We start from the raw sequence: 24,546 nt of genomic DNA on the forward strand, positions 1-24,546 counted from the left end.
TAAAAAAGGCGTTTCCAATCAACAGATGTTGATTTCGAAACGCCATTGTTTCAAAACATAATATTGTACTAAAGTTTCTATTAAATTTTCACTTAAGTTTATAAGCAATTAAAAATATTAATCTGCTCAAAAACCGGTGGTAAATAACCATCGTTTTTTAATATTATAGGCTTATTTCAAAGCTCCGGGATGATGTTCGGGAAAAGCAAACATCTCTACGCCTGAAGGTTTTGGTCAAAAGCATTGGAACGCTGTTTTCCCATCCCTTCTTATGGGTCCAGATGGGTCAAATCCCTGGGGAACAGGCTTGCCTGTCGGATATTCTGGAGATCCAGAAGCTTCATCACCAGGCGTTCAAGACCGATACCCAAGCCTCCGTGGGGAGGCATGCCATACTTGAATATATCAAGGTATGTCCTGAAATCATCAGGATTCAACCCCATTTTCTGCATTTTTGCTACCTGCTCCTTATAATTATGGATGCGCTGGCCTCCGGTGGTGATTTCAAGCCCTCGGAACAACAGGTCGAAGCTTAGGGCCAGCTTGTCGTTTTCGGGATCATTCATTGCGTAAAATGGCCGTTTTGCTGCCGGAAAGTGGGTGATGAATATGAACTCGCTGCCAAACTTTTCTTTTGCATAATTGCACAGCTTCACTTCATCCTCCGGCTCCAGATCGTATTTTCTGGGGCTGCCTATGGCTTCTAAAGCCTCAAAAAAGGTTAATACCGGTATTGAATCTATCTCCGGAAGCACAGCACCTGTTATTTCCAGCTCATTTTTATAATGCTCCCTTAAATGCTGGAGAATGTGCTTGAGCATAGCTGTTTCCATGTTCATAACATCCGTCATGTCATCTATGAAGCCCATTTCAAAGTCCAGGCCGATATATTCATTCAAATGCCTCGTGGTATTATGCCTTTCCGCCCTATAAACCGGTCCTATTTCAAACACTCTGTCAAAAAAGGCAACGCAGGTTTGCTTATAAAATTGAGGACTTTGAGCCAAAAAGGCATTTTTGTCGAAGTACTTCAAGGTAAAAATGTTCGCCCCGCCTTCAGCTCCTGCTGCCACGATCTTGGGGGAGTGAATTTCTGTAAACCCTTCTTTAAGCATAAATTCACGGAAGCCTGACACAACTCCTTCCGAAATTTTGAATGCCGCTCTTTCATAAGGGTTTCTCAAGGCTACGCTTCTGTATTCGAGGTTGGTCTCAATGGAGCAGCCGAGATGTTTATTAGATACGTGAAGAGGGTAATCGGCTTCAGGAAGCGATAATATATCAAAGCTTTCCAGGATGATTTCCAGTTGGTAATTTGCTCTTTTATCCTCTTTCACCTGGCCGGTAATATTTATATAACATCCCTCTTTAAGCGCGGAAATATCACTGGTGCAGATCTTTTCATCATGAACCGACTGAATGAGGTATCTGCCGGTTCGGAGGATCACAAAGGCAAAACCGCTCATGTATCTGATTTTATGAACGCAGGCGGAAAATGCAACCCTTTGTCCCACTGAAGCTTTCAACTCATCAATGGTTATGCATTTTTTTAATTTGAGACCATCCAGAGTCAACATCCGTTACCCTCCTTTCAATGCTTTAGTGAGTTCTTCCCTGATTATTTTGGGGTTGGAGCCTTTGCCCAACTTTCTTGTAACCTGTCCCATAAGGAAGCCAAACACTTTTTCACTGCCGGCTTTGTATTCGTCCACGGCTTTTTGATTCTGATCCATAACTTCTTTTATAGCAGCTATTACGGCATCGACATTCGTATCCATCAAAAAGCCGTTCTCTTTTGCGATAACTTCAGGCTTGCCGCCTTTTTCAAACATTATGCGCAGAATGTCCTTCGCTGCATTTTTGCTGATCTTGCTTTCATCGGAAAGCCTGACCAACTGGGCTATTTCCGAAGGAGAAAACGCAAGAGAATCTATAGATGCTTCGTTTTTATTCAACTGGTGCAAAAGCTCCACCAGTATAAAATTAGCTATGCCCTTGTAGTTCGGGTATTCCGCCACTGCATTGTCATAAAAATCCGACAGCGCTTTATCACTTATTATAAGCCTTGCATCGTCTTCCGAAAGACCAAAATCCTTTGTGTACTCCTCAAATCTTTTTTGCGGCATCTTTGGCAGAGAGGCCTTTATATTTTTTATGTCTTCTTCCGTGAAGATGACGGCTGGTATGTCAGGCTCGGGGAAGTAGCGGTAATCATGGGCTTCTTCCTTGGAACGCAGGGCATTGGTGGTGCCACGGTTGTCATTGAAGCGCCTCGTTTCCTGTACGACCTTTCCCCCGCTGTCCAAAATCTCGCTCTGACGGCTTATTTCGTATTCTATCGCCCTAACTATGGATTTCAGTGAGTTCAGGTTTTTAATTTCTGCCCTCGTGCCTAACTGGGCAGAGCCTTCCGGCATAATTGAGATATTGACATCCACCCTCAGAGACCCTTCTTCCATCTTGCAGTCGCACACGCCTGCATATCTGAGCCTCAAAGAAACAGCTTCCACAAAGGCTCTGGCTTCTTCGGCGGAAGAAATATCCGGCTCCGTAACAATTTCTATCAGAGGAACCCCGCAGCGATTAAAATCGGCCAGGGATATGCCTTCAAAATCGTCGTGAATGAGTTTTCCTGCATCCTCTTCCAGGTGGATGCGGTTAATGCGTATTATCTTTCCACCGATATCAACGCCTCCGTTGATGCATACCGGCTTGTCAAACTGAGTTATCTGGTAAGCCTTCGGTAAATCGGGGTAAAAATAGTTTTTGCGGTCGAAGCTGTTGTACATGTTTATAGCGCAATCCAGGGACAGCCCTGCTTTTACTGCATATTCCACAGCCTTTTTATTTAAAACCGGCAGCGTCCCCGGGAGTCCCGCACATCGTGGACAGCAGCGGGTGTTTTGCTCACCTCCGAACTGGGCGGAGCATGTGCAGAAAACCTTTGAGGAGGTAGACAATTCGGCATGGATTTCCAGACCTATAACTGGAATATATCTCATATTGACACCTCCTGCCTTTCAAAATTTCTCTCAAAAGCATCGGCGACGCCTATTATAGTTGATTCATCAAAGGGACGCCCTACTATGGACATACCTATCGGCATGCCTTTTCCATCATACCCGCAGGTGGTCGATATAGCCGGAAGACCTGCGATATTTACGGTAACAGTGCATATATCCGCAAGATACATCTTAACCGGGTTGCTTTCCTGCTCACCGATCATATATGCCGTGGTTGGTGCGGTAGGAGTGATTATCACGTCGCAGGTATTAAATATCCTGTTGTAATCCTCCTTAATTTTCTGCCGAACATAGGCAGCTTTTTTATAATAATCGTCATAATATCCGCTGGAGAGGGCATAGGTACCCAGGAGTATCCTGCGTTTAACCTCATCTCCGAAGCCTTCCGCCCGGGTGTTTTTTATAAGTTCCTCATAGGATTCGCCGTTTTTGCTCCTGTAACCGAATTTTATTCCATCATACCTGGACAGGTTGGAGGATGCCTCTGCCGATGAAATCAAGTAGTAGGCGGCAATGGCATATTTAAGGCTTGGAAAGGACACCTCCAACACCTGGCAGCCCATTTTTTCGTATTCTTTGACAGCTGCAAAAACCGCTGCTTTTACCTCTTCGTTTATTCCATCTCCGAAAAATTCCTTTGGAATTCCTATTTTTAAATTGTTAAGCGGCATCCCGATTTTGCTGCAGCTGCCTGGTGCACCCCGATGTGCTGTTGTAGGATCGTCGGAATCATATCCGGCAATGCTGTCCAGTATTATTCCACAATCCTCTGCACTTTTTGCAATCGGTCCGATCTGGTCCAAGGATGATGCAAAGGCTATGAGACCATAACGGGAAACAGTCCCGTATGTCGGTTTGAGTCCGGTCACACCGCAAAAGGAAGCCGGCTGCCTTATGGAACCACCGGTATCCGAACCCAGGGAGACAGGTGCCAGTCCTGCAGCCACCGATACAGCTGCACCTCCGGAAGAGCCTCCCGGAACACGGCTTAAATCATAAGGATTTTTCACGCCTCCGAAATACGAAGTCTGGGAGGAACCTCCCATAGCGAACTCATCCATATTGGTTTTTCCCAACAACACAGCCCCACAGGCTTTGAGTTTTTTTACCACGGTTGCGTCATAGGGCGGATAAAAATCCTCAAGCATTTTTGAGGCACAGGTGGTCTTTATATCCTTTGTGCAGATATTGTCTTTCAGGCTCACGGGAATTCCCGTAAGGCTACCGGAAGAACCGGAATCTATAAGCTTCTGGGCTTCTTTTGCCTGCAAAAGAGCCTCCTCTTCACAGATAGTGATATAGCTGTTGGTTTTGTGATCCACTTCTTTTATTCTCTTTATATAAAGCTCAACAAGCTCAACGGCAGATATTTCCCTCTTGTCAAGCATACTCCTTAAGGAACGCAGATTATGTTTATGTATTTCCATCTATTCCACCACCTTTGGTACAGAAAAGCAGCCTTCCCTGACACCTTTTGAATTTTTTAACATTTCATCCCGATCAAAGGACTTTTCAATGATATCTTCCCTAAGATTTTCGTAATAGGTGCCATTATTCGAATTTAAATTATTATTATCTATATTGACTTCCCTGATACTGTCCATTAGATTAATGATGCTGTTCATTTCTTCAGCTTTGATTTCCAGCTCTCTTTCCGTCATATTGATTTTACAAAGCTCTGCCAGATGGCTTATAAGCCGAACATCAGCCATTAATATTCAACCTCCTTTGGTTTATGTTGAGGCAAAAAGATTTTCTTCTCCATGTTCTGAGGACCAATTATGTGCTTCAGGTCTTGAACCTGTCTTTCGCCTCTTTGGAAACAGCACGCTGCGATGGTGTGCCAACGCGCCTCCGTTGTATAAAAAAAGGCACTATAAAAAATGCTTATGCATTTTTATTATAGCGCCATTGCTATACTTATAAATTATTTTAGTAATTATAGCACATATCTATACGTTATGCAATATTCAATATAATTTTTACTGAAGTTTTGAAGCTTGGTTTAATTGAAAAAGTTATTTCCACCCCACCGGTAGCCCAAATAAAGCTTACTTTTTCAAACTTATGAATGAATGATAAACGTAGAAGTTACTTTCGCAAAGTGGATTTTAGTTCTCAACTAGCCTTAATTTTTATAATGTATCATTAAGTATATTTAATTAACAATATATCCTGTAAATGCAATATAAAAGGCTAATGAAACCAAGCATGATTATTTTTCTACCAGGTCATGGGATTTGCTCCCGGGCTATGATTAAAATTTCCGTATATTAACAGCAAAATAATATTAAATTTAAAGAAAAATGCTATTGACTTTATGTAATATTACTGCTAAAATAAGAAAGCGTGTTAACGATAGTTAACACTAGGAAGCAGGAATATGGCGGCGTAGCTCAGTTGGCCAGAGCATGCGGTTCATACCCGCAGTGTCGTTGGTTCAAATCCGACCGCCGCTACCATACGGCCCGTTGGTCAAGTGGTCTAAGACACCGCCCTTTCACGGCGGTAACAGGGGTTCGAATCCCCTACGGGTCACCATCTTGGGCGCTTAGCTCAGCTGGGAGAGCACCTGCCTTACAAGCAGGGGGTCATAGGTTCGAGCCCTATAGTGCCCACCATCAAAAGGATTCGGTTTCGAATCCTTTTTTTGCATTTATACTGCATATACGCCGCTGAACGGTGAAAATCCAACGTGCTCAGATATATTGTCTACCTTTTCCTCCTATCGTTGTTAATTAGCCTTTAGTGATATTGTCGCTTAAAACTTGTTGTTAATATAGGGCATACTGTAGTATAATAAAGTGTAGCAAAGGATATGTGACAATATCAAAGAGTGAAATTTCGGCCCAATATTCCATAATGCAAGCAGATTTTTAAATTTTCCTAAATTTTTAGGCTGCTGGATTTAATAATTATTATTGAAATGCTATATCCATGACCGCTTCAAATTGGCTGTAGTTGTGAAATTCGTTACCGAATATATAAAATTAAGGGGGATATTAAGTATGATTATTAAAGGTGGATCAGTCTGCAGTTTCGGTAATGGTTTTGAAAAAAAGGATATAATGGTAGAGGGATCAACTATAAAAAAGATTGATGGAGAAATAGATGTCCACGGAGAAGAAGTCATCGATGCGTCGAACTATTATGTATTGCCTGGTTTTATAGATATACATACCCACGGTGGAAATGGCAATGATACCATGGATGCGACTTACGAAGCACTGGACAATATGTCGAAATTTTATGCATCCAAGGGTGTTACCGCTTGCCTGCCGACGACCATGACAGCACCGATAAAAGATATAGTAAAGGCGCTGGAAAACATAAGGGATACTGTCAAACGTGGCACTTCGGGAGCAACGATACTGGGGGTCAACCTCGAAGGCCCTTTCATCAGCAAAAAGTATAAAGGCTCACATCCGGAAGAGTATATTGTAAATCCTTCTATTGAACTTATAGAAGGCTTCATTGAGAAATCAGGGGATAATATACGTGTGATGACAATTGCGCCTGAGCTTGACGGTGTAGATGAAATAATTGAGCATTTCAAAGGCCGTAACATAGTATTCTCAGCCGGTCATACTGCCGTAAATTATAAAGAAGGAATGAAAGCCTTTGAAAAAGGATTTAACCATGTTACCCATCTATTCAACGCCATGATGGGAATACATCACCGGGAGCCTGGTTTTACAGGGGCTGCACTGGATAACGATCAAGTTACCGTAGAGCTCATATGTGACGGTATTCATATAAACCCCGCAGTAATCAGAATGGTGGTAAAGTGCAAAACCTGTGGAAGAGTTGCTTTAATAACTGATTCTACAATGGCTGCCGGACTTGAAGACGGAGAATACACCCTTGGTTTTGAAAAAATATTTGTTAAAAACGGAGAGGCCAGGCTGGAGAACGGTGTACTGGCAGGAAGCACCCTTACATTAATTGATGCGGTAAAGAATATGGTAAATAAGTTTGGTATATCCCTTGAAGAAACCATACAAATGGCTACCTTGGTTCCTGCAAAAGCCATTCATGTCGATGACCGGAAGGGAAGCATTGACGTAGGTAAGGATGCGGATTTGGTTATTCTTGATAAAGACTTGAATGTAGTGAAGACGATAGTTATGGGAAGAGTAGTCTTCTCCGCAAAATAAGTCTGATTTATTTAAAATTCTAGTATAGCGGATATAGGATAGATGATTTTATATAATTATCTATCCTATATTTTTCTGTTTTTTGGAACTGCCTAAAGAAAGCAGTGACACAATTAAGAAAACAAATATAAATCAATTATGCTTAAATCAATAAAAACATATAATTATATGACAAATACTGGTATAATAAAATCATATGTTACAACATGTAAGCAGAATTATGGAACAAAACTATCTTTATATTAGGAGTGAATTTTATGCAATGCCCATACTGTGGTAAAGAGATGAGATATGGAGTAATTCAGAGTCCACATGAAATCAGTTGGAAACCTGAAAAAGGAAAGATTTTTGCATCTTCTCAATTTAGCAAAGGAGCGATTATTCTTTCTGAGTTTTCTTTTCTGAAAGGCTCATGTGTTGAAGCATACTGTTGCGATGATTGTATGAAAATCATTATAGATTATGGCGACAGAAAAATTTCAGAATAATATCATTTAATTTTTTGTTCGCCTTCTTTATAAAGTCATTTTGTTGTAACTTTTGACCTTATTCAGAATAAATTAATTATTTTCCAGAGTTAGTACTTGGTTTTAGTGCATTGTAATAATGAATGACAGAGGAACGTCTCCTTTTAAACATGGAAGTTTTATATAATTAATATATTATATGAATCAAGGATTACAAGCCAATCGACTAGTAAGCTTTAAGGAGTGTTAATTTAAGTAATACTAAAAGAAAGGATATACTATGCATATAATATATCCTTTCTATATTAGTAATTCTAAATATTTCTTTTTATTAGGACTTGGTAAATTCATAAGGCTTTATTTTATATGACTTTACTTTTTGCAGAGTCCTGTATAGCAGTTAAACCCTTCTCGTATATCATGGTGCAGTTTTTATTTGAGTGCTTTGCTTTGTACAGAGCTATATCGGCGGTTTTCAAAAGCTCCTGCTTGCTGCCGCAAAGGGTCGGATAGGTGGATATTCCAAAACTGCAGGTTGCAAATAGTACATTGTTGCCGTCAAGGCTTCGTATCATAGATTTTTCCAGATTGATGCGCATCCTCTCACTTACGGCAAAAGCTGTTTTGGTATCTGTGGAAGGGAGGATCACAACGAATTCATCGCCCCCATATCTTACAACAACATCAGTTTTGCGGATACATTTCATAAATATTTCTGAAACATGGATCAGCAAATAATCCCCTGATGCGTGGCCATAAGTATCATTTATGGCTTTGAAACAGTCTACGTCTATCATAATAATGCTGAGCGGCTGCTTTGACAGGTTGGAAACTTCTATCTGGTTTTGCAGGTACGTATCAAGGAAATCCCTGTTATAAAGCTTGGTAAGATAATCCGTGGTAGCCTTCCTGTTCAGTGCATTGAACTCATTTTTTATTGAAATAATCGGTCTTGCTATTTCTACGTATGATTTTATGGCTGCTATTGTTGCCTGGCTAAAAGATCCGTCTTTATTCTTATAGAGCTGTAATATGGATTTATAATGTTCTTCATCCACTATAGGTACGCAAAGATAGCTTCCTTTTCTAAACTTTTTTGTGTCCAGAGGACACCCACTGTCACTGTTCGGAGTTCCGCATATGTAATCCCTGCTCTTATTGAGCAGCGGGCAAAACTCGTAATGCATATCACATGCTGCGGCGTCCTCTGCCGAGATATCTTTCCAGGAAAAGCCGTTATCCTCATCCCTTGCCTTATAGACTATAGAAATCTTATCGGCTACGCGGAGCATTGAAATAAAATCCCTGAGGGTATCGTAAGCTTCAATGTCCGTTGATGAATGATGCAGTGCATCTATAAAGGTTTTAATCTTTTTTAGCTCCACCATCCGTATTTGCCGGCTTTTAAGCTTGCTTAAAGCTATAAAAGTCAGGATTATTAAAGCCGGCATCAGTATAGAGATGACAGAGGCAATAACGTTAAGAAACCTGGATACTGCCGGTGGCCGCTGGGATAAAATTAATGCAAAAAGTGCAAAAATCAGCACCCCTAGAAGTACATTCGTACCCACAGATATAGCAATAACTAAATAAGGTTTTGGCTCACCTTCCTGGAGTAACCTGTGCCTTAACATGGCTTGTCACCCCTTTCCATAGGTAGTATACATAATTTGGACTATAGCGTAAATAACACGTCAAATACATATAGTCACATTGATAACCATATATTAACATATATTAGGTCAAACCTTCAATTACATAAATAAGAAATTTTTATTTCAAACCGCTCACTTTGTCAAATATCTCCTCTTCACTGAAGCCGGCTTCCTTTAAAGGCTGCAGCACATCCTTTTCAAGGTTGGGAACGTAGGATTTCAGAGCTTTGAAATTTCCTACCATCTTGTAATTGCCCATTGAAGCAGGAATAAGAATGGATTCACCCTTTACGGCCTCTACTTTGCTTCCCTCCGATTCTATTACGCAGTGACCTTCTGTGAAAACGTAGACATGGAACTTCTGTCCCTTGGGATTTTCTTCTATAGCTCCATCTACATTGTATAACTCAACTGAGAAATACTTGTTGGCGACATAGAAGGTTTTATAGGAGTTGTCAGCGAGTTTGACGGTCAGACCTTCAGCCTTCTCCTTTCTGTTTTTGGCATTAAAATCAATCACATCCAGCGCTTTTTCTATATGCAGAGGTCTTTTATTTCCGTTGCTGTCCGTTCTGTCATAGTCGTAAACTCTATAGGTAGTGTCGGAATTCTGCTGAATTTCCGCCAGCATTATCCCTTCCCCTATAGCATGGACTAAGCCTGCAGGTATATTTATTACATCTCCGGGGAAAACCTCCACCTCTTTCAGACAGCTGGCGATATTGTTATTTTTTACGGCTTCGGCAAAAGTTTCTTTTGTAGTACCGGGAATAACGTCATATATGAGTTTCGCTCCAGGCTTGGCCGACATTATGTACCACATCTCGTTTTTACCGTACTCGCCGTTCTCATGGGTAAAGGCATAGTCATCGTCCGGATGGACCTGGACCGATAGTTTGTTGGATGCGTCTATCAGCTTCACCAGCAGCGGGAATTTCTTAAGATCTTTATCCGGCAGAGCATCACCTAAAACTTTCCTGCCATATTGGTCTATTAGCTCCTTAAGAGTCATGCCTGCAAACTCTCCGTTGGAAATCACGCTCAACCCGTTAGGGTGACAGGATATTTCCCAGCTCTCTGCTACGATTCCATCGGGCAGGACTCTTCCTAATTTTTCAAAGTTTCTTCCGCCCCATACGTAATCTTTATATATAGGCTTAAACTTTAATGGATACATCATAATCTCTTTCCTCCGATTTTTAGTTCTTGTTTATATGATCTTTTGTACCGGTTCCGTGCAAAAAGACATGCCTCTTTAGTCCGTATCAGATTACCGGCATCAGGCCAACCCTTTGCATCGGGATGCCGGTCTGCTGCTCCGATAAACCACAAAGCTGTATGAACAGCACATTATAAATAGTTTACTATAACTTTATATTATTTACAATATTAATATGGTCAATTGAAAAGGTAATTTCCACTTTGCAAAAGTAAATTCCATGGATGCTGTTATCATTGAGAAAAATAGTAATTCAGCGGGTTTTGGATTAGTTTATTTAGGCAAATTTTTAATGCTTTTCAGTCAATAATAGGTTAAAATATGAAGTAGAGGAACAAAGCCAGCCCTTTTTTGGGTATATCAAACTAGAGGTGTGAAGATTAACTAACTTTTTGCAAGAGTAATTTCCACCCTGTTTGTAAATGCTTATAGAGTTGTGGCTGGTGGTGCCTCTGGTTATTTAATATTTATTTCTTAAGAAGGGATGAATGCAGGGTGACATTATCTGTCGGGATGAGTTCTACATTCATCCTTCTTAATATTTCTTCCCCGTAGAGCAATCCAAAAGCCCAATAAGGGGTTTTATCCCCGAGATTCAGTCGACTGTACGAGTTGATATGGTTCATCATAAGAGTTATGTCCCGCTGAGTAAACTCATCAAGAGAAGTACCCTTTGGGATAATGCGTCTAATCAAAGCATGGTTGTTTTCTGCTGCGCCTTTCTGGTAAGGAGCCAGCGGATTACAGTAGAATACACAGGTTCTGCGTTGCCCATGTGAATCGAATTCAATAGCGGACGGATTCGAGAACTCACTGCCGTTGTCACAAAGTAATACCGGGAACAATTTGCGGAAGGTATCCGGGCCTAGTTCCAGGTAAAGCTGATCAAAGATATCAATGACAGATTGGGAGGTATTAGCATCTCTAATGAATGCGAGCATGAGCTGTGGGACAGTAAAATGCAGTGTCAGCAGGACTTTGCCGCCTATTCTTCCTATTACCGTGTCCATTTCCACTACGGGAAGGTCCGGATGCTCTTGCATAAATTTAAGAAAGTCTTGATAAGTTCGGCCTATTCGGCATTTTTTATCCACTTTGAACTGGTCTTTTCCCTTTTTACGTCTGCCCATACGTACAACTCTTGGCATATCGATATTTTTTGCTGTAAAGATACCCTTGTCCACATAGTTGTAGAGTGTGCGTTCATCGAGCATGATTTCATCAGCATGGTTAATGCATATATGGTGGAGTGACTGGCCTTTAATTAGCAGCGGGCTAATAATGGAATCCAATCTTATCGCTTCTTCTTCAGTGATTTGTAAACCCTGACGGCACTCAGAGCGTACTGTCTCGTATTCTCTTTGTGCATGTGTTGCAGAATAAATCCTCTTCTCTAATGTACAAGACTGTTTGTCTTCACAACCATTACAAACATAGGGCGGCTTCGAAAGCTTGGGACAAATTTCCTGTTGATACTCATGACATAGTGATGAACACATGCGAGACTTGCAAGCGCGACAATAACGGCTACAACGCAAACTGCCGCAAAGATGCTTAACAGGGCAACCAATACGATGTTTACAATCATTGAACACTCTTCCATAACAGCCGGTTTTCCTAAATTGGATATGGTTCTTCACTTCCTTGGATATCGTGGTTGGGTCCTTTCCAAGCTCGCGTGCTATGCTTTTGAATGATTTCCTGCTGATTAACCTTTGTTCAATTATATTTCTTTCTTCCTGACTCAAATGTTTAAAGCCACGCATATATGTACCCCCTTCAGAGGCACCACCATATATATCATAGCTTTTTGAGAGACAATATTCCAGCTTTCACAAGAAAATAGGAACAGTGTGATCTTTGCAAAAGTAACTTCCACCTTTCTCATTTCTAGCGATTTGCAAAACTAAATTCCACTGTCTATGAATTTGGGGTGGAAATAACTTTTTCAATTAAACTACAATATTAATATGTTTACTATAAAAAAATCCTACTTGTATAATTTTTTTTATTATGATAGAATACTTATTTGTAATATCCTTGCTCTGCACTCGCGATGCAGGGCCTTAGTCCGGGAGGAGGTGAAGTCGAATGGTAAACAAATATGAATCTATCTTTATCATCAATACTGAAATCGGAGAAGACAACATTAAAGCTCTTGTAGAAAAGTTCAAGAACTTTTTGGAAACTTCGGCTCAATTGGAGAGTATTGATGAGTGGGGCAAGAGAAGATTAGCCTATGAGATAAAAGGTGTAAACGAAGGCTATTATGTACTTGTTAATTTCAGCGCAGATTCCAGTTTCCCCTCTGAACTTGAGAGATTATACAAGATAACCGACGGTATATTGAAATACTTGATTATTAAGAAGGATAAGTAAGGTGTGGTTGTATGAATAAGGTTATTTTAATGGGAAGGCTTACGAAAGACCCTGAGTTAAGGTATACCAGTGTTAATAATACGGCTGTATGCAGCTTTACTCTCGCTGTCGACAGAAGGTTCTCAAGGCAGGGTGAGGAGAGGCAGACTGACTTTATACCGATTGTGGTTTGGAGTAAGCTGGCAGAGTTTTGCAGCAAGTATTTTCAAAAAGGCCGTCAGGTTGCCGTAGTCGGAAGAATTCAGACCAGGACATGGGATGATAACGAAGGTAAGAAGCATTATGTAACTGAAGTTGTGGCAGAAGAAGCGTATTTTGCCGACAGCAAGAAAGCTGATGATGTTCCTTCAAGCAGTAAGATATTCGGAACGCCGGATGCCGGACAGACCGATGGATTTTATCCGATGGAGGACGACGACGAACTGCCCTTCTAGCAAAGGGCGCTCGGACGCTATATAGCTTTGGTATGTGCGCTTTTAAGCTGTCGCTAAACTGATGGATTTTATAAATTAATGAGCGGATTGGCGATTTAATTGCCAGTTGAAGTGGAAGGAGGTTTTGAAATGCCTGGACAGAAAAAAGACAAGAACAACAGCAGAGATGGCTATGATAAGAGCGAAGGCAGAGGCGGCATGAGGGTTAGACGTGCAAAAAGAAAAGTGTGCGCCTTCTGTGTCGATAAAGTTGCTGATATAGATTACAAAGAAGTTGCCAAGTTGAGGAAGTATGTTTCCGAAAGGGGCAAGATTCTTCCCAGGAGAATATCAGGAAATTGTGCAAAGCATCAGCGCCAATTGACAGTAGCTATCAAGAGAGCAAGGCATATTGCTTTACTGCCATATACGGCTGAATAATTAAAACTCCCTGCAGTGCCGACTGTCAGGGAGTTTTTTTCTCTGCTTTTCCCGTGGATTGCTGTTTTATACAAAAAATGCTATTATATTAATGTCACTTGAAATATACACGGCAAAGCATTATCTTTTCTGCACCAATAAAAAAGTCTTACAGCCATGTGGTAAATATATATGGGAATAATGCAACATATTGATGGGGTGTTTATGCTTAAACTGGGTTTTTTAGGGCCTAAAGGCACCTTTTCGCAGGAGGCAATGCTGCAATATGCCGGGGGCTTAAAAGATTATAAGGCAGTGGAATATGGCACGATAAACGATTTACTGCTTTCCGTACAGGATAATATCATAGACGAAGCGGTAGTACCAATTGAAAATTCACTGGAAGGTGCGGTGAATGCTACTTTGGATATGCTCGCTTCGGAAGTGGATGTAAAAATAAAGGCCGAACTGGCGGTTACCATACGCCAAAACCTGTTGGTTGCAAAGGATACGGATATGAAGGATATCAGATGTATTTTATCGCATCCGCAAGCTATAGGACAGTGCAGAAAATACATAGATAGCAAATTTCCGGGCGTGCAAATAAAATATGTATACAGCACGGCGGCAGCAGCGGAGGAAGTGGCCGGAGGTGACGGAAGTTTAGCAGCAATAGGCTCGATGGCAGCAGCTGATGTTTACGGACTTAAAGTGCTTGCCAAGGATATTCAGGATGGGGATACAAACATTACAAGATTTGTGGTGGTCTCCAAGGAAGACGGGGTAAGGACAGGCAGGGACAAATCCTCCATCGTGTTTTCCACTGAGGATAAGCCGGGAAGCCTTTACAGGATTCTGGACATATTCAACCTGTGGGATATCAATATGACCAGGATCGAATCAAGGCCTGCAAAAAATCAGCTGGGAAGGTACATTTTTTTTATAGATGTGCTGGGACACAGAGAGGATGACGATCTGGCCGATGCTCTGAAAATGGTAAGAAGGAAGGTGTCCTTCTACAAGTTTCTGGGTTCTTATCCATGTCTCAAAGAAGGGTATTCCGCTATAGAACGATGAAGCCCTAAACAGTGTGTTTTGTGGGAAATAGACAAAACAGCATGGTTTAGTGATATAATATTCTAGCGGATCATTACCCTGAATATGAACTTGGAGTGGTTATATGGCTTTGCATGACAAGGATATAGACATCACAAGGAATATTAAAATCATAGAGTGGTTGAAAAGCGAGCTGCTGACCGATATAGCGAACCTTTTTAAAGTTCTGGCCAACGGAATAAAGGAAGAGGTCCACGAGACGGTTACAGACACACTGTCCAATATAATATTGATATCCTACCTTTTGGGAAGGCGTTTGGGAATAAGTTATAATGCAATTGAACTCAAAATTGAGAATAAAGTTAAGTTAGGCTTAATAGAGAATCATGATGTGGAAAAATATTATGGGGATTTATCTGAACTGGCTAAACACCTTAACTCATCACGAATCAGAGATAATCGACGGAAACCCTGATGAGTAATGGGTAATACGGTGTGATGCGGATTTTCTTTCAGGGAGATAATGATGGATAATAAAAAATTTTCAACCGTTTTTATACCGCGGGCAAGTTTTTATCTATGGGTCATTCTGGTTCTGGTGGCGGTAATAGGCGTGCTGAACTGGCTAATCGCCATACCGGGGCTGGTTCTCCTGATCGCCCTGGTATATTATCATTTCAGATCCAACTATAGGAGAAAGCATGAGATAACCAGATATATAGAAAATCTCATGTTCAATATTGATACCGCCACAAAGGATACACTGCTGAATTTTCCCATGCCGCTGGTAGTTATACAGCTCGATGGCACTATCATATGGTACAATTCATCCTTCAGGAAGATCTTCGAAGGCAAGGATCTGCTGGAGAAGACTATAGGTTCCTTTGCGGAAGGACTTCAGTCCGATTACCTGCTGAATGGTGAACCTAATATTTCTAAAAACATCACTATCAACAACAAAAGCTATAATGTCCTGGGAAATATCGTCAAGACCGACCATAAAAATGAAAATGATGAATACATACTTTTGCTGTATTTCATAGAAAATACGGAACTGGTGGAACTTAAAAAGAGGTATGAGGATGAAAAAACCTCGGTATGTATAATAATTATCGATAACTATGACGACCTTATGCAGAGCATGGAAGGTGCCATGCAGCCACAGGTACTGGCGGAAATAGACAGAAAGCTTGTGGAGTGGGTAGGCTCCACCGGAGGTATTCTTAAAAAATATGAACGGGATAAATACCTATTTGTATTCGAGAAAGCGCATTTAAAGGGATTCATAGATAAAAAGTTCGATATTTTAGACAGTGTAAAAGAAATAAATACCGGAAATAAAATACCTGTCACTTTAAGCATGGGCTTTGGCATAAACGGGAGTTCCTTCCTGGAGAGCTTTAATTTTGCCGCGGCCTCCATAGATATAGCATTGGGGAGGGGCGGAGACCAGGTAGTCATCAAGGATGGAGAAAAATTCAGCTTCTACGGCGGAAAAACCAGAGAGCTGGAGAAGCGCACAAGGGTCAAGGCCAGGGTTATTGCTTATGCCTTGAGAGAATTCATCGACCAGTCCCCTCTGGTTTTGATAATGGGTCATGAAAAGGCCGATGTGGATTCTCTCGGCGCTTCCCTTGGCCTGTATAGGATTGTCAAAGAAAGAGGAAAAAATGCCCATATCGTGCTTAATGAAGTGAATTCTTCCATTAAAAATATAATGTCAAAGATAGAGCAGGACCAGGCTTATGATGGGGTATTTATAAGCGGGGATACAGCTATGGAAATCGTAGATAACAATACGCTGCTTATCGTTGTTGACACCCATCGGCCAGGCTTTACGGAATGCCCTGAACTGCTGAAGCAAACCAGCCAGGTGGTTGTTATAGACCATCATAGAAAAGGTGCGGATTTTATCCAGGATGCGGTGCTCACATACCAGGAAATATACGCTTCTTCCACCTGTGAGCTGGTCACTGAAATACTGCAATACGTGGGGGATAAAATCAAACTGAGGCCAATTGAGGCTGAAGCCCTTTATTCCGGTATTGTAGTTGATACTAAGAACTTCACCTTCAAAACAGGAGTCAGGACTTTTGACGCTGCTTCCTTCCTGAAAAGGCAGGGTGTGGATACTATATCTGTAAAGCAGCTGTTCCAGAATGACCTGGAAACATATATTAATATATCCAATGTGGTGATGGCGGCGGATATCATAGATGACAGGATAGCCATATCGGTATGCCCGCCGGATATGAAGGATGCCCAGTTGATAGCCGCCAAATCTGCGGACCAGCTTCTGACCCTCACAGGAATTGCCGCTGCTTTTGTGCTCTGCCATGCCAACGGTGAGGTGGCTATAAGCGGAAGATCTTTGGGAGATATCAATGTGCAGATGATCCTTGAAAAATTAGGAGGCGGAGGACATCTCTCGGTTGCGGGTGCGCAGCTTCAGGGAATTTCAATGGAAGATGCGGTCGAAAAGCTAAAATATGCTATAATAGAATATATAAATGAAAGCAATAATGAAAAGCAATAACAACAGCGAATTGTCGGTGATGATTAAAAAAGTTCCATACGATAGACATTCGATAAATATTGATGCCGGCTCAGGAAAAAGGCAGCCGGCTGGCTGCGTTTCATCAGTGGCTGAAAATTAATGAACCAAAGAGGAGGTTATGTTATGAAAGTCATATTGAAACAGGACGTTAAAGGCCTTGGTAAAAGTGGAGAAATGCATGAGGTCAGCGACGGATATGCAAGGAATTTTCTTTTGCCAAGGGGATTGGCAGTGGAAGCCAATGCAACTAATATAAATGAAATGAATGTAAAAAAAGAAGCCGAAAAGATGCGCAAAGACAAGGAACTGGCTAAAGCCAAGGAGCTGGCTGAAAGGTTAAAGGACATAACAGTGGTTATAAAGGCAAAAGCCGGTGAGAACGGCAAGCTGTTTGGCTCCATCACCAGCAAGGAAATAGCGGATAGGCTGAAGAGCGACTTTAAGATAGATATAGATAAAAGGAAAATACATCTTCCCGATGCGCTGAAATCCCTTGGTACGACAGAACTGGATGTGAAGCTGTATCCTGAGGTTAGCGCAAAGCTTAAGGTAAGGATTGAGCAGGAATAAATGCTGAAAGCGTGATATCAAACATTATTCTTGGATATAATCTGGCGGTTGTGCCGGTGTTTTACCGGGACAACCGCTCATGCATGCGTATATGACCAAAAAGCTTTGGTTGTATTTTTATATTAAGAGTAAGCTTAATTATTAAAATTGATTAAATAAGAGGTAATGCTATGGATATTGGTTCACTGGGAAGAATACCCCCGCAGAGTATAGAAGCAGAACAGTCCGTGTTGGGATCCATGCTTCTTAACAGGGAGACTATACCGATAGTAACCGAAATTATAAAACCAGAAGATTTTTACAGGGAAGACAACAAGGAAATCTATGAGGCCATTCTGGATCTTTTTGACCGGGGCGAACCAATTGATTTGATAACCGTGTCGGAACAGTTGAAGTTAAGGGGGACAATGGACGGGATAGGAGGCTTAGAATACCTCACCTATCTGGCCAATTCTGTGCCGACTACTGCAAATGCCAGGCATTATGCGCAAATCGTCGAGGAGAAATCCATTTTAAGAAATCTGATAAAGGCTTCCAGCGAGATTGTAAACATGGGATATGAAGCTTCGGAAGAAGTTAACTATGTCCTGGATAAGGCGGAGAAAAGCATATTTGACATACTGCAGAAGCGAAACCTCAAAGGCTTCACCCCGATAAAGGAAGTGCTGGTGGAGACTTTTAACAAGCTGGAAGAACTTTACAACAATAAAGGGCATGTAACAGGAATACCTACAGGGTTCAGCGATCTTGATTTCAAGACCTCAGGGCTTCACAACTCGGATCTGATATTGATTGCTGCCCGGCCTGCCATGGGGAAGACGGCATTTGCCCTTAATATTGCCCAACATGCTGCAGTTCACGAAAAGGTTCCTGTAGCCATATTCAGCCTTGAGATGTCCAAAGAACAGCTTGTGAACAGGATGCTTTGCTGCGAAGCGATGGTGGACAGCCAAAAGATGAGAACCGGAAAGCTGGAGGATGATGACTGGCAAAAGGTTGCCAAGGCTTTGGGGCCTCTGTCTGAAGCTCCGATATACATAGATGATACCCCTGGCGTTTCAGTAATGGAGTTAAGGGCGAAATGCCGAAGACTTAAGCTGGAAAAAGGTCTTGGCCTTGTAGTTATAGACTACCTGCAGCTCATGCAGGGTAGAGGGAAGAGTGACAGCAGGCAGCAGGAGATATCAGAAATATCCAGATCATTGAAAATCCTGGCGAAGGAAATCAATGTCCCTGTCATTACCCTTTCCCAGCTCAGCCGCGCCCCGGAGGCCAGAACAGACCACAGGCCGATGCTGAGCGACCTCAGGGAGTCGGGGGCTATAGAGCAGGATGCGGATATAGTAATGTTTTTGTATAGGGATGATTATTATAATCCTGATACGGAAAAAAAGAATATTGCTGAAGTGATATTGGCCAAACATAGAAACGGTTCGACCGGGACGGTGGAACTGGTATGGCTCGGGCAGTATACAAAATTTGCAAATCTGGAAAAGTTCAGAGGATAGGTGGTTAGTTGCCAATTAGAATATGCTGAAAGATAGGATACTGGATACCATCAATAAGTATAAACTGATAGAAAAGGGAGAAGGTGTGGTCGTTGGTGTTTCCGGCGGCCCGGATTCCGTATGCCTTTTGCACGTATTGAATTCCCTTTCGGAAAACTTAAAGCTCAGGCTGTTTGCGGTTCATATAAACCATATGCTGCGCGGTGAAGAGGCAGATGCTGATCAGAAATATGTAGAAAGCTTGTGTGAAAAACTCGGGGTGCCTTTGTATGTGCGTTCCTTTGACATAGGTGGAATTGCTGCCCGGGAAGGCATTTCCCTTGAGGAAGCCGGCAGGGAAATCCGATACCGCGAGTTTGATAAAATATCCCGGGATGTGGGCGCTGATAAAATAGCTGTAGCCCATAACAGGAATGACCAGGCTGAGACCGTGCTTATGAATATTATGCGCGGTACAGGCATGGATGGACTGAAAGGGATGGATTTTAAACGTGGAAATATAGTCCGGCCCCTTTTGGAAATAGACAGAAAAGATATTGAGGAGTATTGCAGAATCCATTCGTTAAACCCCAGAACTGACAGCTCCAATCTGGAAAGCTTATATACAAGGAATAAGATACGTCTTGAATTGATACCGCATATGAGCAGGCTGTCCGGGACAGATATAACGGAAAGCCTTTTCAGGATGTCGAGACTTATCAAAGAGGATAGCGAGTTCATAGAAGATGCAGCAATTCAAGCTTTTTGTGAAAGCACTTCAGCAAAGGATGCCGGGGAAATATGTTTGGATGTTGAAAAGCTGAAGAAAAATCCCCCGGCAATATTAAAAAGAGTAATCCGCTTGGCAGTGAGGGAAATCAAGGGTAATCTGAAAGGCATTGAAAATGTGCATGTGGAAAAGGCTGTAGATCTGTGTATAAACGGTCAGACGGGAAAACAGATTCACCTTCCTTCCGGGCTTAAGATATCAAAGTCTTACAATGTTCTTAAGATATCCAAAATCAAAGACCTGAAGAAAACACCAGCCTTTTGCGAACAGGTTAAAATACCGGGTACGACTGTGGTTGAACATCTCGATGCTGTTCTCACCGCCGATATTTTGCCCAATGACGGAGATTTTTCATTCCAAGGAAATGTCAAAAACCGGTCCCTGGTTCAATTTTTTGATTATAATAGGCTCTATGATGGAATATATATCAGGAATAGAAAAAATGGTGATGTTTTTAAGCCATATAAATCCAATGGGACAAAAAAGCTTAAGGAATATTTCATTGATTGCAAAATTCCTAAAGAGATAAGAGATGAAATACCCGTCATTGCCTGCGGCAACGAAATAGTTTGGATAATCGGGCATAAAATAAGTGATAAATTTATAGTAACTGAAAATACTAAAAACATATTAAGGCTAGAATATAAATGCGCAAAGTAATAGCTGGTATTTATTGTGTTTTATTTTCGTTTATGTTAATATATTAGTTAATATTGGGCAAAAGTGAAGTAAATAACAGGTTGCAAGATACAGATATTTTGGATATAGATTTTGACAGCTTTTTATTATTCAGAATGAGGAGGGAGCTATTTGAAGTATTTCAAGGGATTAAGTTTTTATATAGTACTTTTCGTAATAATTATTTTTGTCCTTATGATGTTACAAGGTACTGATAATCCTCAAGAAAAAAATTATTCGGATCTGTTGACTGAAATAAACAATTCCAATGTAAAGACAATTGTGCTGCAGGGTAATGAGGCCACCGTAGAGTTTGTTAACAATCCGGATCCTGATTCAAGAAATAGGTATCTGGTAAATATACCATCCGTAGATTCGTTTACTGAATTGGTCAATGATGCGGTCTTGAATAACAAAGTGAAGACCTTTAGGTATACACCACCACCATCACCTCCGTGGTGGGTAGCTATACTGCCAACTTTAGGATTGATAGTGGTATTTGTGCTCTTTTGGGTGTTTTTTCTCCAGCAGTCCCAGGGTGGTGGAGGAAATAGGGTGATGTCCTTCGGCAAAAGCAGGGCTAAAATGACCACCGACGATAAAAGGAAGATAACCTTTGACGATGTTGCTGGTGCAGATGAGGAAAAAGAAGAGCTGAAGGAAATAGTTGAATTCCTTAAGCAGCCCAAGAAGTTTGTGGAACTGGGAGCCAGGATTCCCAAAGGCGTTCTGCTGGTGGGACCTCCCGGTACAGGAAAAACCTTGCTGGCAAAAGCAGTTTCAGGAGAAGCCGGGGTTCCGTTTTTCAGCATAAGCGGTTCGGACTTTGTGGAAATGTTCGTGGGTGTCGGTGCTTCCCGTGTAAGGGATTTGTTTGAACAAGCGAAGAAAAATGCTCCGTGCATTGTGTTCATAGACGAGATAGACGCAGTAGGAAGGCATAGAGGCGCTGGCTTAGGCGGTGGACATGATGAACGGGAGCAGACACTTAACCAGTTACTGGTGGAAATGGATGGTTTTGGAGTCAATGAAGGTGTTATAATACTGGCTGCTACAAACCGTCCTGATATTCTGGACCCTGCCCTTTTAAGACCTGGCAGATTCGACAGAAGAGTTGTAGTGGGACTGCCGGATGTAAAAGGAAGGGAGCAGATACTTAAAGTTCATGCGAGAGGAAAGCCTTTGGGAGACGATGTTCATCTGGATGAGCTTGCCAAGAGCACTCCCGGATTTACCGGAGCTGATCTGGAAAATCTCCTGAACGAAGCGGCTCTCCTGGCTGCAAGAAAGAACAAGCGTCAGATAAATATGGAAGAAGTCAAGGAAGCAACCTTTAAAGTAGTCATGGGCCCCGAAAAGAAGAGCAGGGTTATGAGCGAGAAAGAGAAGAGGCTTACGGCATATCATGAAGCCGGCCATGCTATAGCAGTAAAGGTAGTGTCCACTACCGACAGGGTGGACAGAATATCCATAATTCCTTCGGGAATGGCAGGAGGATATACCTCCTTCAAACCCGATGAAGACAAGAGATACCATACCAAGTCCCAGTTGATGGAGTCCATAGTGATTGCGCTGGGAGGAAGAGCAGCAGAAGAGATCGTGCTGGGAGAAATAAGCACAGGAGCTTCCGGAGATCTGAAGCAGGCTAATAACGTGGCAAGAAGCATGATAACCAAATATGGTATGAGCGAAAAACTTGGAAACCTCATTTTCGGAGATGAGAATGATGAAGTTTTCATCGGCCGCGATTTAGCTCATTCCAGGAATTACAGCGAGGAAGTTGCAGCCGCTATTGACAAGGAAGTCAAGAATATAATAGACGAAGCATATCAGAGGTCAAAGACTGTATTGATGGAAAACATAAATAAGCTGCATAAGCTTGCAGAAGCCCTTCTGGACAAGGAAAGAATCGAAGGGGAAGAGTTTGAAGAAATATTTGCAAATGCTTAGTAAGCATAGGGCATGCTGCACGTGGGGCAGAAAGCAGTATGCCCTTGTTTGCTGGAAATAAGCGGTATTTCTCCATACCCCGGCATGGATTTGAGACGGTGTTTATTCTTGGAGTCATTTTCAGTGGTGATTTCCAACGGTGATTTCCAAAAGTGAGATGATGTTTTGTCTGGATTTGATGTTTGGCTTGACTTGAAATAGCATGTATGATAGATTTTAGATGGGTTTTTGTTGAATAAAGCTTTTCAGTAGAATTAATTTTTAATATAATACGGAGAACCTTATCAAGAGAGGTGGAGGGACTGGGCCCTATGAAACCCGGCAACCGGCTTATTGCATCGGTGCCAATTCCTGCTGGCTGTATATGCAGTCGGAAAGATGAGGATAGAAAAGGACCTCTTCTTCCAAGAGGCTTTTTTTATAAATAATTAATGAAGCAGTATGGCAGACAGTATCATATTATTTATCTCTGTTTAAGATTAAGGAGTGTTTATTATGGGAAGAAGATTATTTACTTCAGAATCAGTTACCGAAGGGCATCCGGATAAAATCTGCGATCAGATATCCGATGCCGTATTGGATGCAATTTTAGCAAAGGATCCGGCAGCGAGAGTAGCTTGTGAAACAGCTGTGACCACCGGCCTGGTGCTGGTTATGGGTGAGATAACCACCAATTGCTACGTGGATATACCTGATATCGTTAGAAAGACAATAAGAGAGATAGGTTATGATAGGGCAAAATACGGTTTTGATGCGGAAACGTGTGCTGTTCTGACCTCTATTGATGGTCAGTCTCCTGATATTGCCATGGGTGTGGACAAGGCATTGGAGGCTAAAACCGGGGAGATGACTGAAGATGAAATTAATGCCATAGGTGCCGGGGATCAGGGAATGATGTTCGGTTTCGCATGTGATGAAACTCCGGAACTAATGCCCATGCCGATTTCACTGGCTCATAGAATTGTGAAAAGATTGAGCAGCGTGAGAAAGGACGGAACCCTTCCCTATCTTCGCCCGGATGGTAAGTCCCAGGTGACAGTTGAATATGATGGGGACAAGCCTGTCAGAATAGACACCGTTCTGGTTTCCACCCAGCATGGCCCTGAAATTGACCATGATACCATCGAAAGAGATATAATAGAAAAGGTAATAAAGCCTACATTGCCGGAAAGTCTGGTTGACGACAGGACAAGGTTCCTCGTAAATCCTACGGGCAGGTTTGTTGTAGGTGGACCTCAGGGGGATTCAGGACTTACGGGAAGAAAGATAATTGTTGACACATACGGAGGCTATGCAAGGCATGGTGGAGGAGCATTTTCAGGAAAAGATCCCACCAAGGTGGACCGTTCAGCGGCTTATGCTGCCAGGTATGTGGCAAAAAATATAGTTGCTGCAGGTCTTGCCCGTAAATGTGAAGTCCAGCTGGCCTATGCCATAGGGGTTGCCAGGCCGGTATCCATAATGATTGATACTTTCGGGACAGGCATAATTCCGGAGGACAAGCTGGTGAGCCTGGTAAACAAGCATTTTGATCTCAGGCCTGCCGGCATAATTAAAACTCTGGACTTAAGGAGACCTATATACAGAAAGACAGCGGCATATGGGCACTTTGGAAGAAATGATGAAGACTTTACATGGGAGAAGACCGATAAGGCTGAGATTCTAAGAAACGAGGCCCTGCATTTATAATATGAAATATATATGTTGGATTCCCTTTTGGGTAGA

Annotated in this window: 21 protein-coding genes, 3 tRNA genes and 1 riboswitch; of the genes, 17 read left to right on the forward strand and 7 right to left on the reverse strand. The window is 41.9% G+C overall.

The window, feature by feature from the left end:
- Nucleotides 1-269: 269 nt before the first annotated feature.
- From aspS to gatC, 4 genes are read right to left on the reverse strand one after another with little or no spacing between them, the layout of a single operon-like run.
- Nucleotides 270-1,577 carry an aspartate--tRNA(Asn) ligase gene (aspS, locus tag CDO33_RS00495; protein WP_103081998.1) on the reverse strand — a complete coding sequence of 436 codons (1,308 nt, stop codon included), beginning with the start codon at nt 1,575-1,577 and terminating at the stop codon, nt 270-272.
- A gap of 3 nt (nt 1,578-1,580) precedes the next feature.
- Nucleotides 1,581-3,002, reverse strand: a complete 1,422-nt coding sequence (gatB, locus tag CDO33_RS00500; protein WP_103081997.1) for an Asp-tRNA(Asn)/Glu-tRNA(Gln) amidotransferase subunit GatB — start codon at nt 3,000-3,002, stop codon at nt 1,581-1,583.
- A complete protein-coding gene (gene gatA, locus CDO33_RS00505; protein ID WP_103081996.1) occupies nt 2,999-4,450 on the reverse strand; it encodes an Asp-tRNA(Asn)/Glu-tRNA(Gln) amidotransferase subunit GatA in 1,452 nt (483 codons plus the stop codon). The genes gatB and gatA overlap by 4 nt, the downstream gene beginning before the upstream one ends.
- Nucleotides 4,451-4,735, reverse strand: coding sequence for an Asp-tRNA(Asn)/Glu-tRNA(Gln) amidotransferase subunit GatC (gene gatC / locus CDO33_RS00510; RefSeq protein ID WP_103081995.1), 285 nt, complete (start codon nt 4,733-4,735; stop codon nt 4,451-4,453).
- Between the two features lie 673 nt (nt 4,736-5,408).
- Here gatC and CDO33_RS00515 point away from each other — a divergent pair.
- The 5 genes from CDO33_RS00515 (at nt 5,409) to CDO33_RS21635 (ending at nt 7,668) form a co-directional block, all read left to right on the forward strand.
- Nucleotides 5,409-5,485 (forward strand) — tRNA-Met (locus CDO33_RS00515).
- A gap of 3 nt (nt 5,486-5,488) precedes the next feature.
- Nucleotides 5,489-5,564, forward strand: a tRNA-Glu gene (locus tag CDO33_RS00520).
- A gap of 4 nt (nt 5,565-5,568) precedes the next feature.
- Nucleotides 5,569-5,644 (forward strand) — tRNA-Val (locus tag CDO33_RS00525).
- A 387-nt stretch (nt 5,645-6,031) separates the two neighbouring features.
- Nucleotides 6,032-7,180: an N-acetylglucosamine-6-phosphate deacetylase gene (nagA, locus tag CDO33_RS00530; RefSeq protein WP_103081994.1), complete on the forward strand. Its 1,149-nt coding sequence runs from the start codon at nt 6,032-6,034 to the stop codon at nt 7,178-7,180.
- A gap of 257 nt (nt 7,181-7,437) precedes the next feature.
- Complete coding sequence (locus CDO33_RS21635) at nt 7,438-7,668, forward strand: PF20097 family protein (RefSeq protein ID WP_103081993.1); 231 nt, start codon at nt 7,438-7,440, stop codon at nt 7,666-7,668.
- Nucleotides 7,669-8,009: 341 nt separating this feature from the next.
- Here CDO33_RS21635 and CDO33_RS00540 read toward each other — a convergent pair whose 3' ends face one another.
- From CDO33_RS00540 to CDO33_RS00550, 3 genes are all read right to left on the reverse strand, one after another.
- Complete coding sequence (locus tag CDO33_RS00540; RefSeq protein WP_161496670.1) at nt 8,010-9,218, reverse strand: GGDEF domain-containing protein; 1,209 nt, start codon at nt 9,216-9,218, stop codon at nt 8,010-8,012.
- 202 nt (nt 9,219-9,420) lie between these two features.
- Nucleotides 9,421-10,482 (reverse strand): type I phosphomannose isomerase catalytic subunit, encoded by a 1,062-nt coding sequence (locus CDO33_RS00545; RefSeq protein WP_103081991.1) that lies wholly within the window; start codon nt 10,480-10,482, stop codon nt 9,421-9,423.
- Nucleotides 10,483-10,988: 506 nt separating this feature from the next.
- A complete protein-coding gene (locus tag CDO33_RS00550) occupies nt 10,989-12,287 on the reverse strand; it encodes an IS30 family transposase (RefSeq protein WP_103083328.1) in 1,299 nt (432 codons plus the stop codon).
- 325 nt (nt 12,288-12,612) lie between these two features.
- Here CDO33_RS00550 and rpsF point away from each other — a divergent pair, with 325 nt between their 5' ends.
- From rpsF to metK, 12 genes are all read left to right on the forward strand, one after another.
- Entirely contained in the window at nt 12,613-12,900 is a 288-nt protein-coding gene (rpsF, locus tag CDO33_RS00555; protein WP_103080397.1) for a 30S ribosomal protein S6, read from the forward strand.
- An 11-nt stretch (nt 12,901-12,911) separates the two neighbouring features.
- A complete protein-coding gene (locus CDO33_RS00560; protein ID WP_103080396.1) occupies nt 12,912-13,334 on the forward strand; it encodes a single-stranded DNA-binding protein in 423 nt (140 codons plus the stop codon).
- Nucleotides 13,335-13,463: 129 nt separating this feature from the next.
- Entirely contained in the window at nt 13,464-13,754 is a 291-nt protein-coding gene (gene rpsR, locus CDO33_RS00565; RefSeq protein WP_103080395.1) for a 30S ribosomal protein S18, read from the forward strand.
- A gap of 204 nt (nt 13,755-13,958) precedes the next feature.
- Nucleotides 13,959-14,810 carry a prephenate dehydratase gene (gene pheA / locus CDO33_RS00570; protein ID WP_103080409.1) on the forward strand — a complete coding sequence of 284 codons (852 nt, stop codon included), beginning with the start codon at nt 13,959-13,961 and terminating at the stop codon, nt 14,808-14,810.
- A gap of 103 nt (nt 14,811-14,913) precedes the next feature.
- Nucleotides 14,914-15,264 carry a MazG-like family protein gene (locus CDO33_RS00575; RefSeq protein ID WP_103080394.1) on the forward strand — a complete coding sequence of 117 codons (351 nt, stop codon included), beginning with the start codon at nt 14,914-14,916 and terminating at the stop codon, nt 15,262-15,264.
- A gap of 48 nt (nt 15,265-15,312) precedes the next feature.
- The gene (locus CDO33_RS00580; RefSeq protein ID WP_479690670.1) at nt 15,313-17,325 is read left to right on the forward strand and encodes a DHH family phosphoesterase; all 2,013 of its coding nucleotides are present in this window, start codon (nt 15,313-15,315) and stop codon (nt 17,323-17,325) included.
- Nucleotides 17,300-17,446 carry a hypothetical protein gene (locus CDO33_RS20650; protein WP_161496671.1) on the forward strand — a complete coding sequence of 49 codons (147 nt, stop codon included), beginning with the start codon at nt 17,300-17,302 and terminating at the stop codon, nt 17,444-17,446. The genes CDO33_RS00580 and CDO33_RS20650 overlap by 26 nt, the downstream gene beginning before the upstream one ends.
- Nucleotides 17,447-17,469: 23 nt before the next feature.
- Nucleotides 17,470-17,916 carry a 50S ribosomal protein L9 gene (gene rplI / locus CDO33_RS00585; RefSeq protein WP_103080392.1) on the forward strand — a complete coding sequence of 149 codons (447 nt, stop codon included), beginning with the start codon at nt 17,470-17,472 and terminating at the stop codon, nt 17,914-17,916.
- Nucleotides 17,917-18,086: 170 nt separating this feature from the next.
- Entirely contained in the window at nt 18,087-19,424 is a 1,338-nt protein-coding gene (dnaB, locus tag CDO33_RS00590) for a replicative DNA helicase (protein WP_103080391.1), read from the forward strand.
- A 22-nt stretch (nt 19,425-19,446) separates the two neighbouring features.
- Nucleotides 19,447-20,853: a tRNA lysidine(34) synthetase TilS gene (gene tilS, locus CDO33_RS00595; RefSeq protein WP_242973848.1), complete on the forward strand. Its 1,407-nt coding sequence runs from the start codon at nt 19,447-19,449 to the stop codon at nt 20,851-20,853.
- A 150-nt stretch (nt 20,854-21,003) separates the two neighbouring features.
- Nucleotides 21,004-22,821 (forward strand): ATP-dependent zinc metalloprotease FtsH, encoded by a 1,818-nt coding sequence (gene ftsH / locus CDO33_RS00600; protein WP_103080390.1) that lies wholly within the window; start codon nt 21,004-21,006, stop codon nt 22,819-22,821.
- A 278-nt stretch (nt 22,822-23,099) separates the two neighbouring features.
- Nucleotides 23,100-23,206, forward strand: a riboswitch (SAM riboswitch).
- A gap of 110 nt (nt 23,207-23,316) precedes the next feature.
- Complete coding sequence (metK, locus tag CDO33_RS00605) at nt 23,317-24,510, forward strand: methionine adenosyltransferase (protein WP_103080389.1); 1,194 nt, start codon at nt 23,317-23,319, stop codon at nt 24,508-24,510.
- Nucleotides 24,511-24,546: the final 36 nt, after the last annotated feature.

It is taken from the genome of Clostridium thermosuccinogenes (genome assembly GCF_002896855.1).
GTDB lineage: Bacteria > Bacillota > Clostridia > Acetivibrionales > DSM-5807 > Pseudoclostridium > Pseudoclostridium thermosuccinogenes.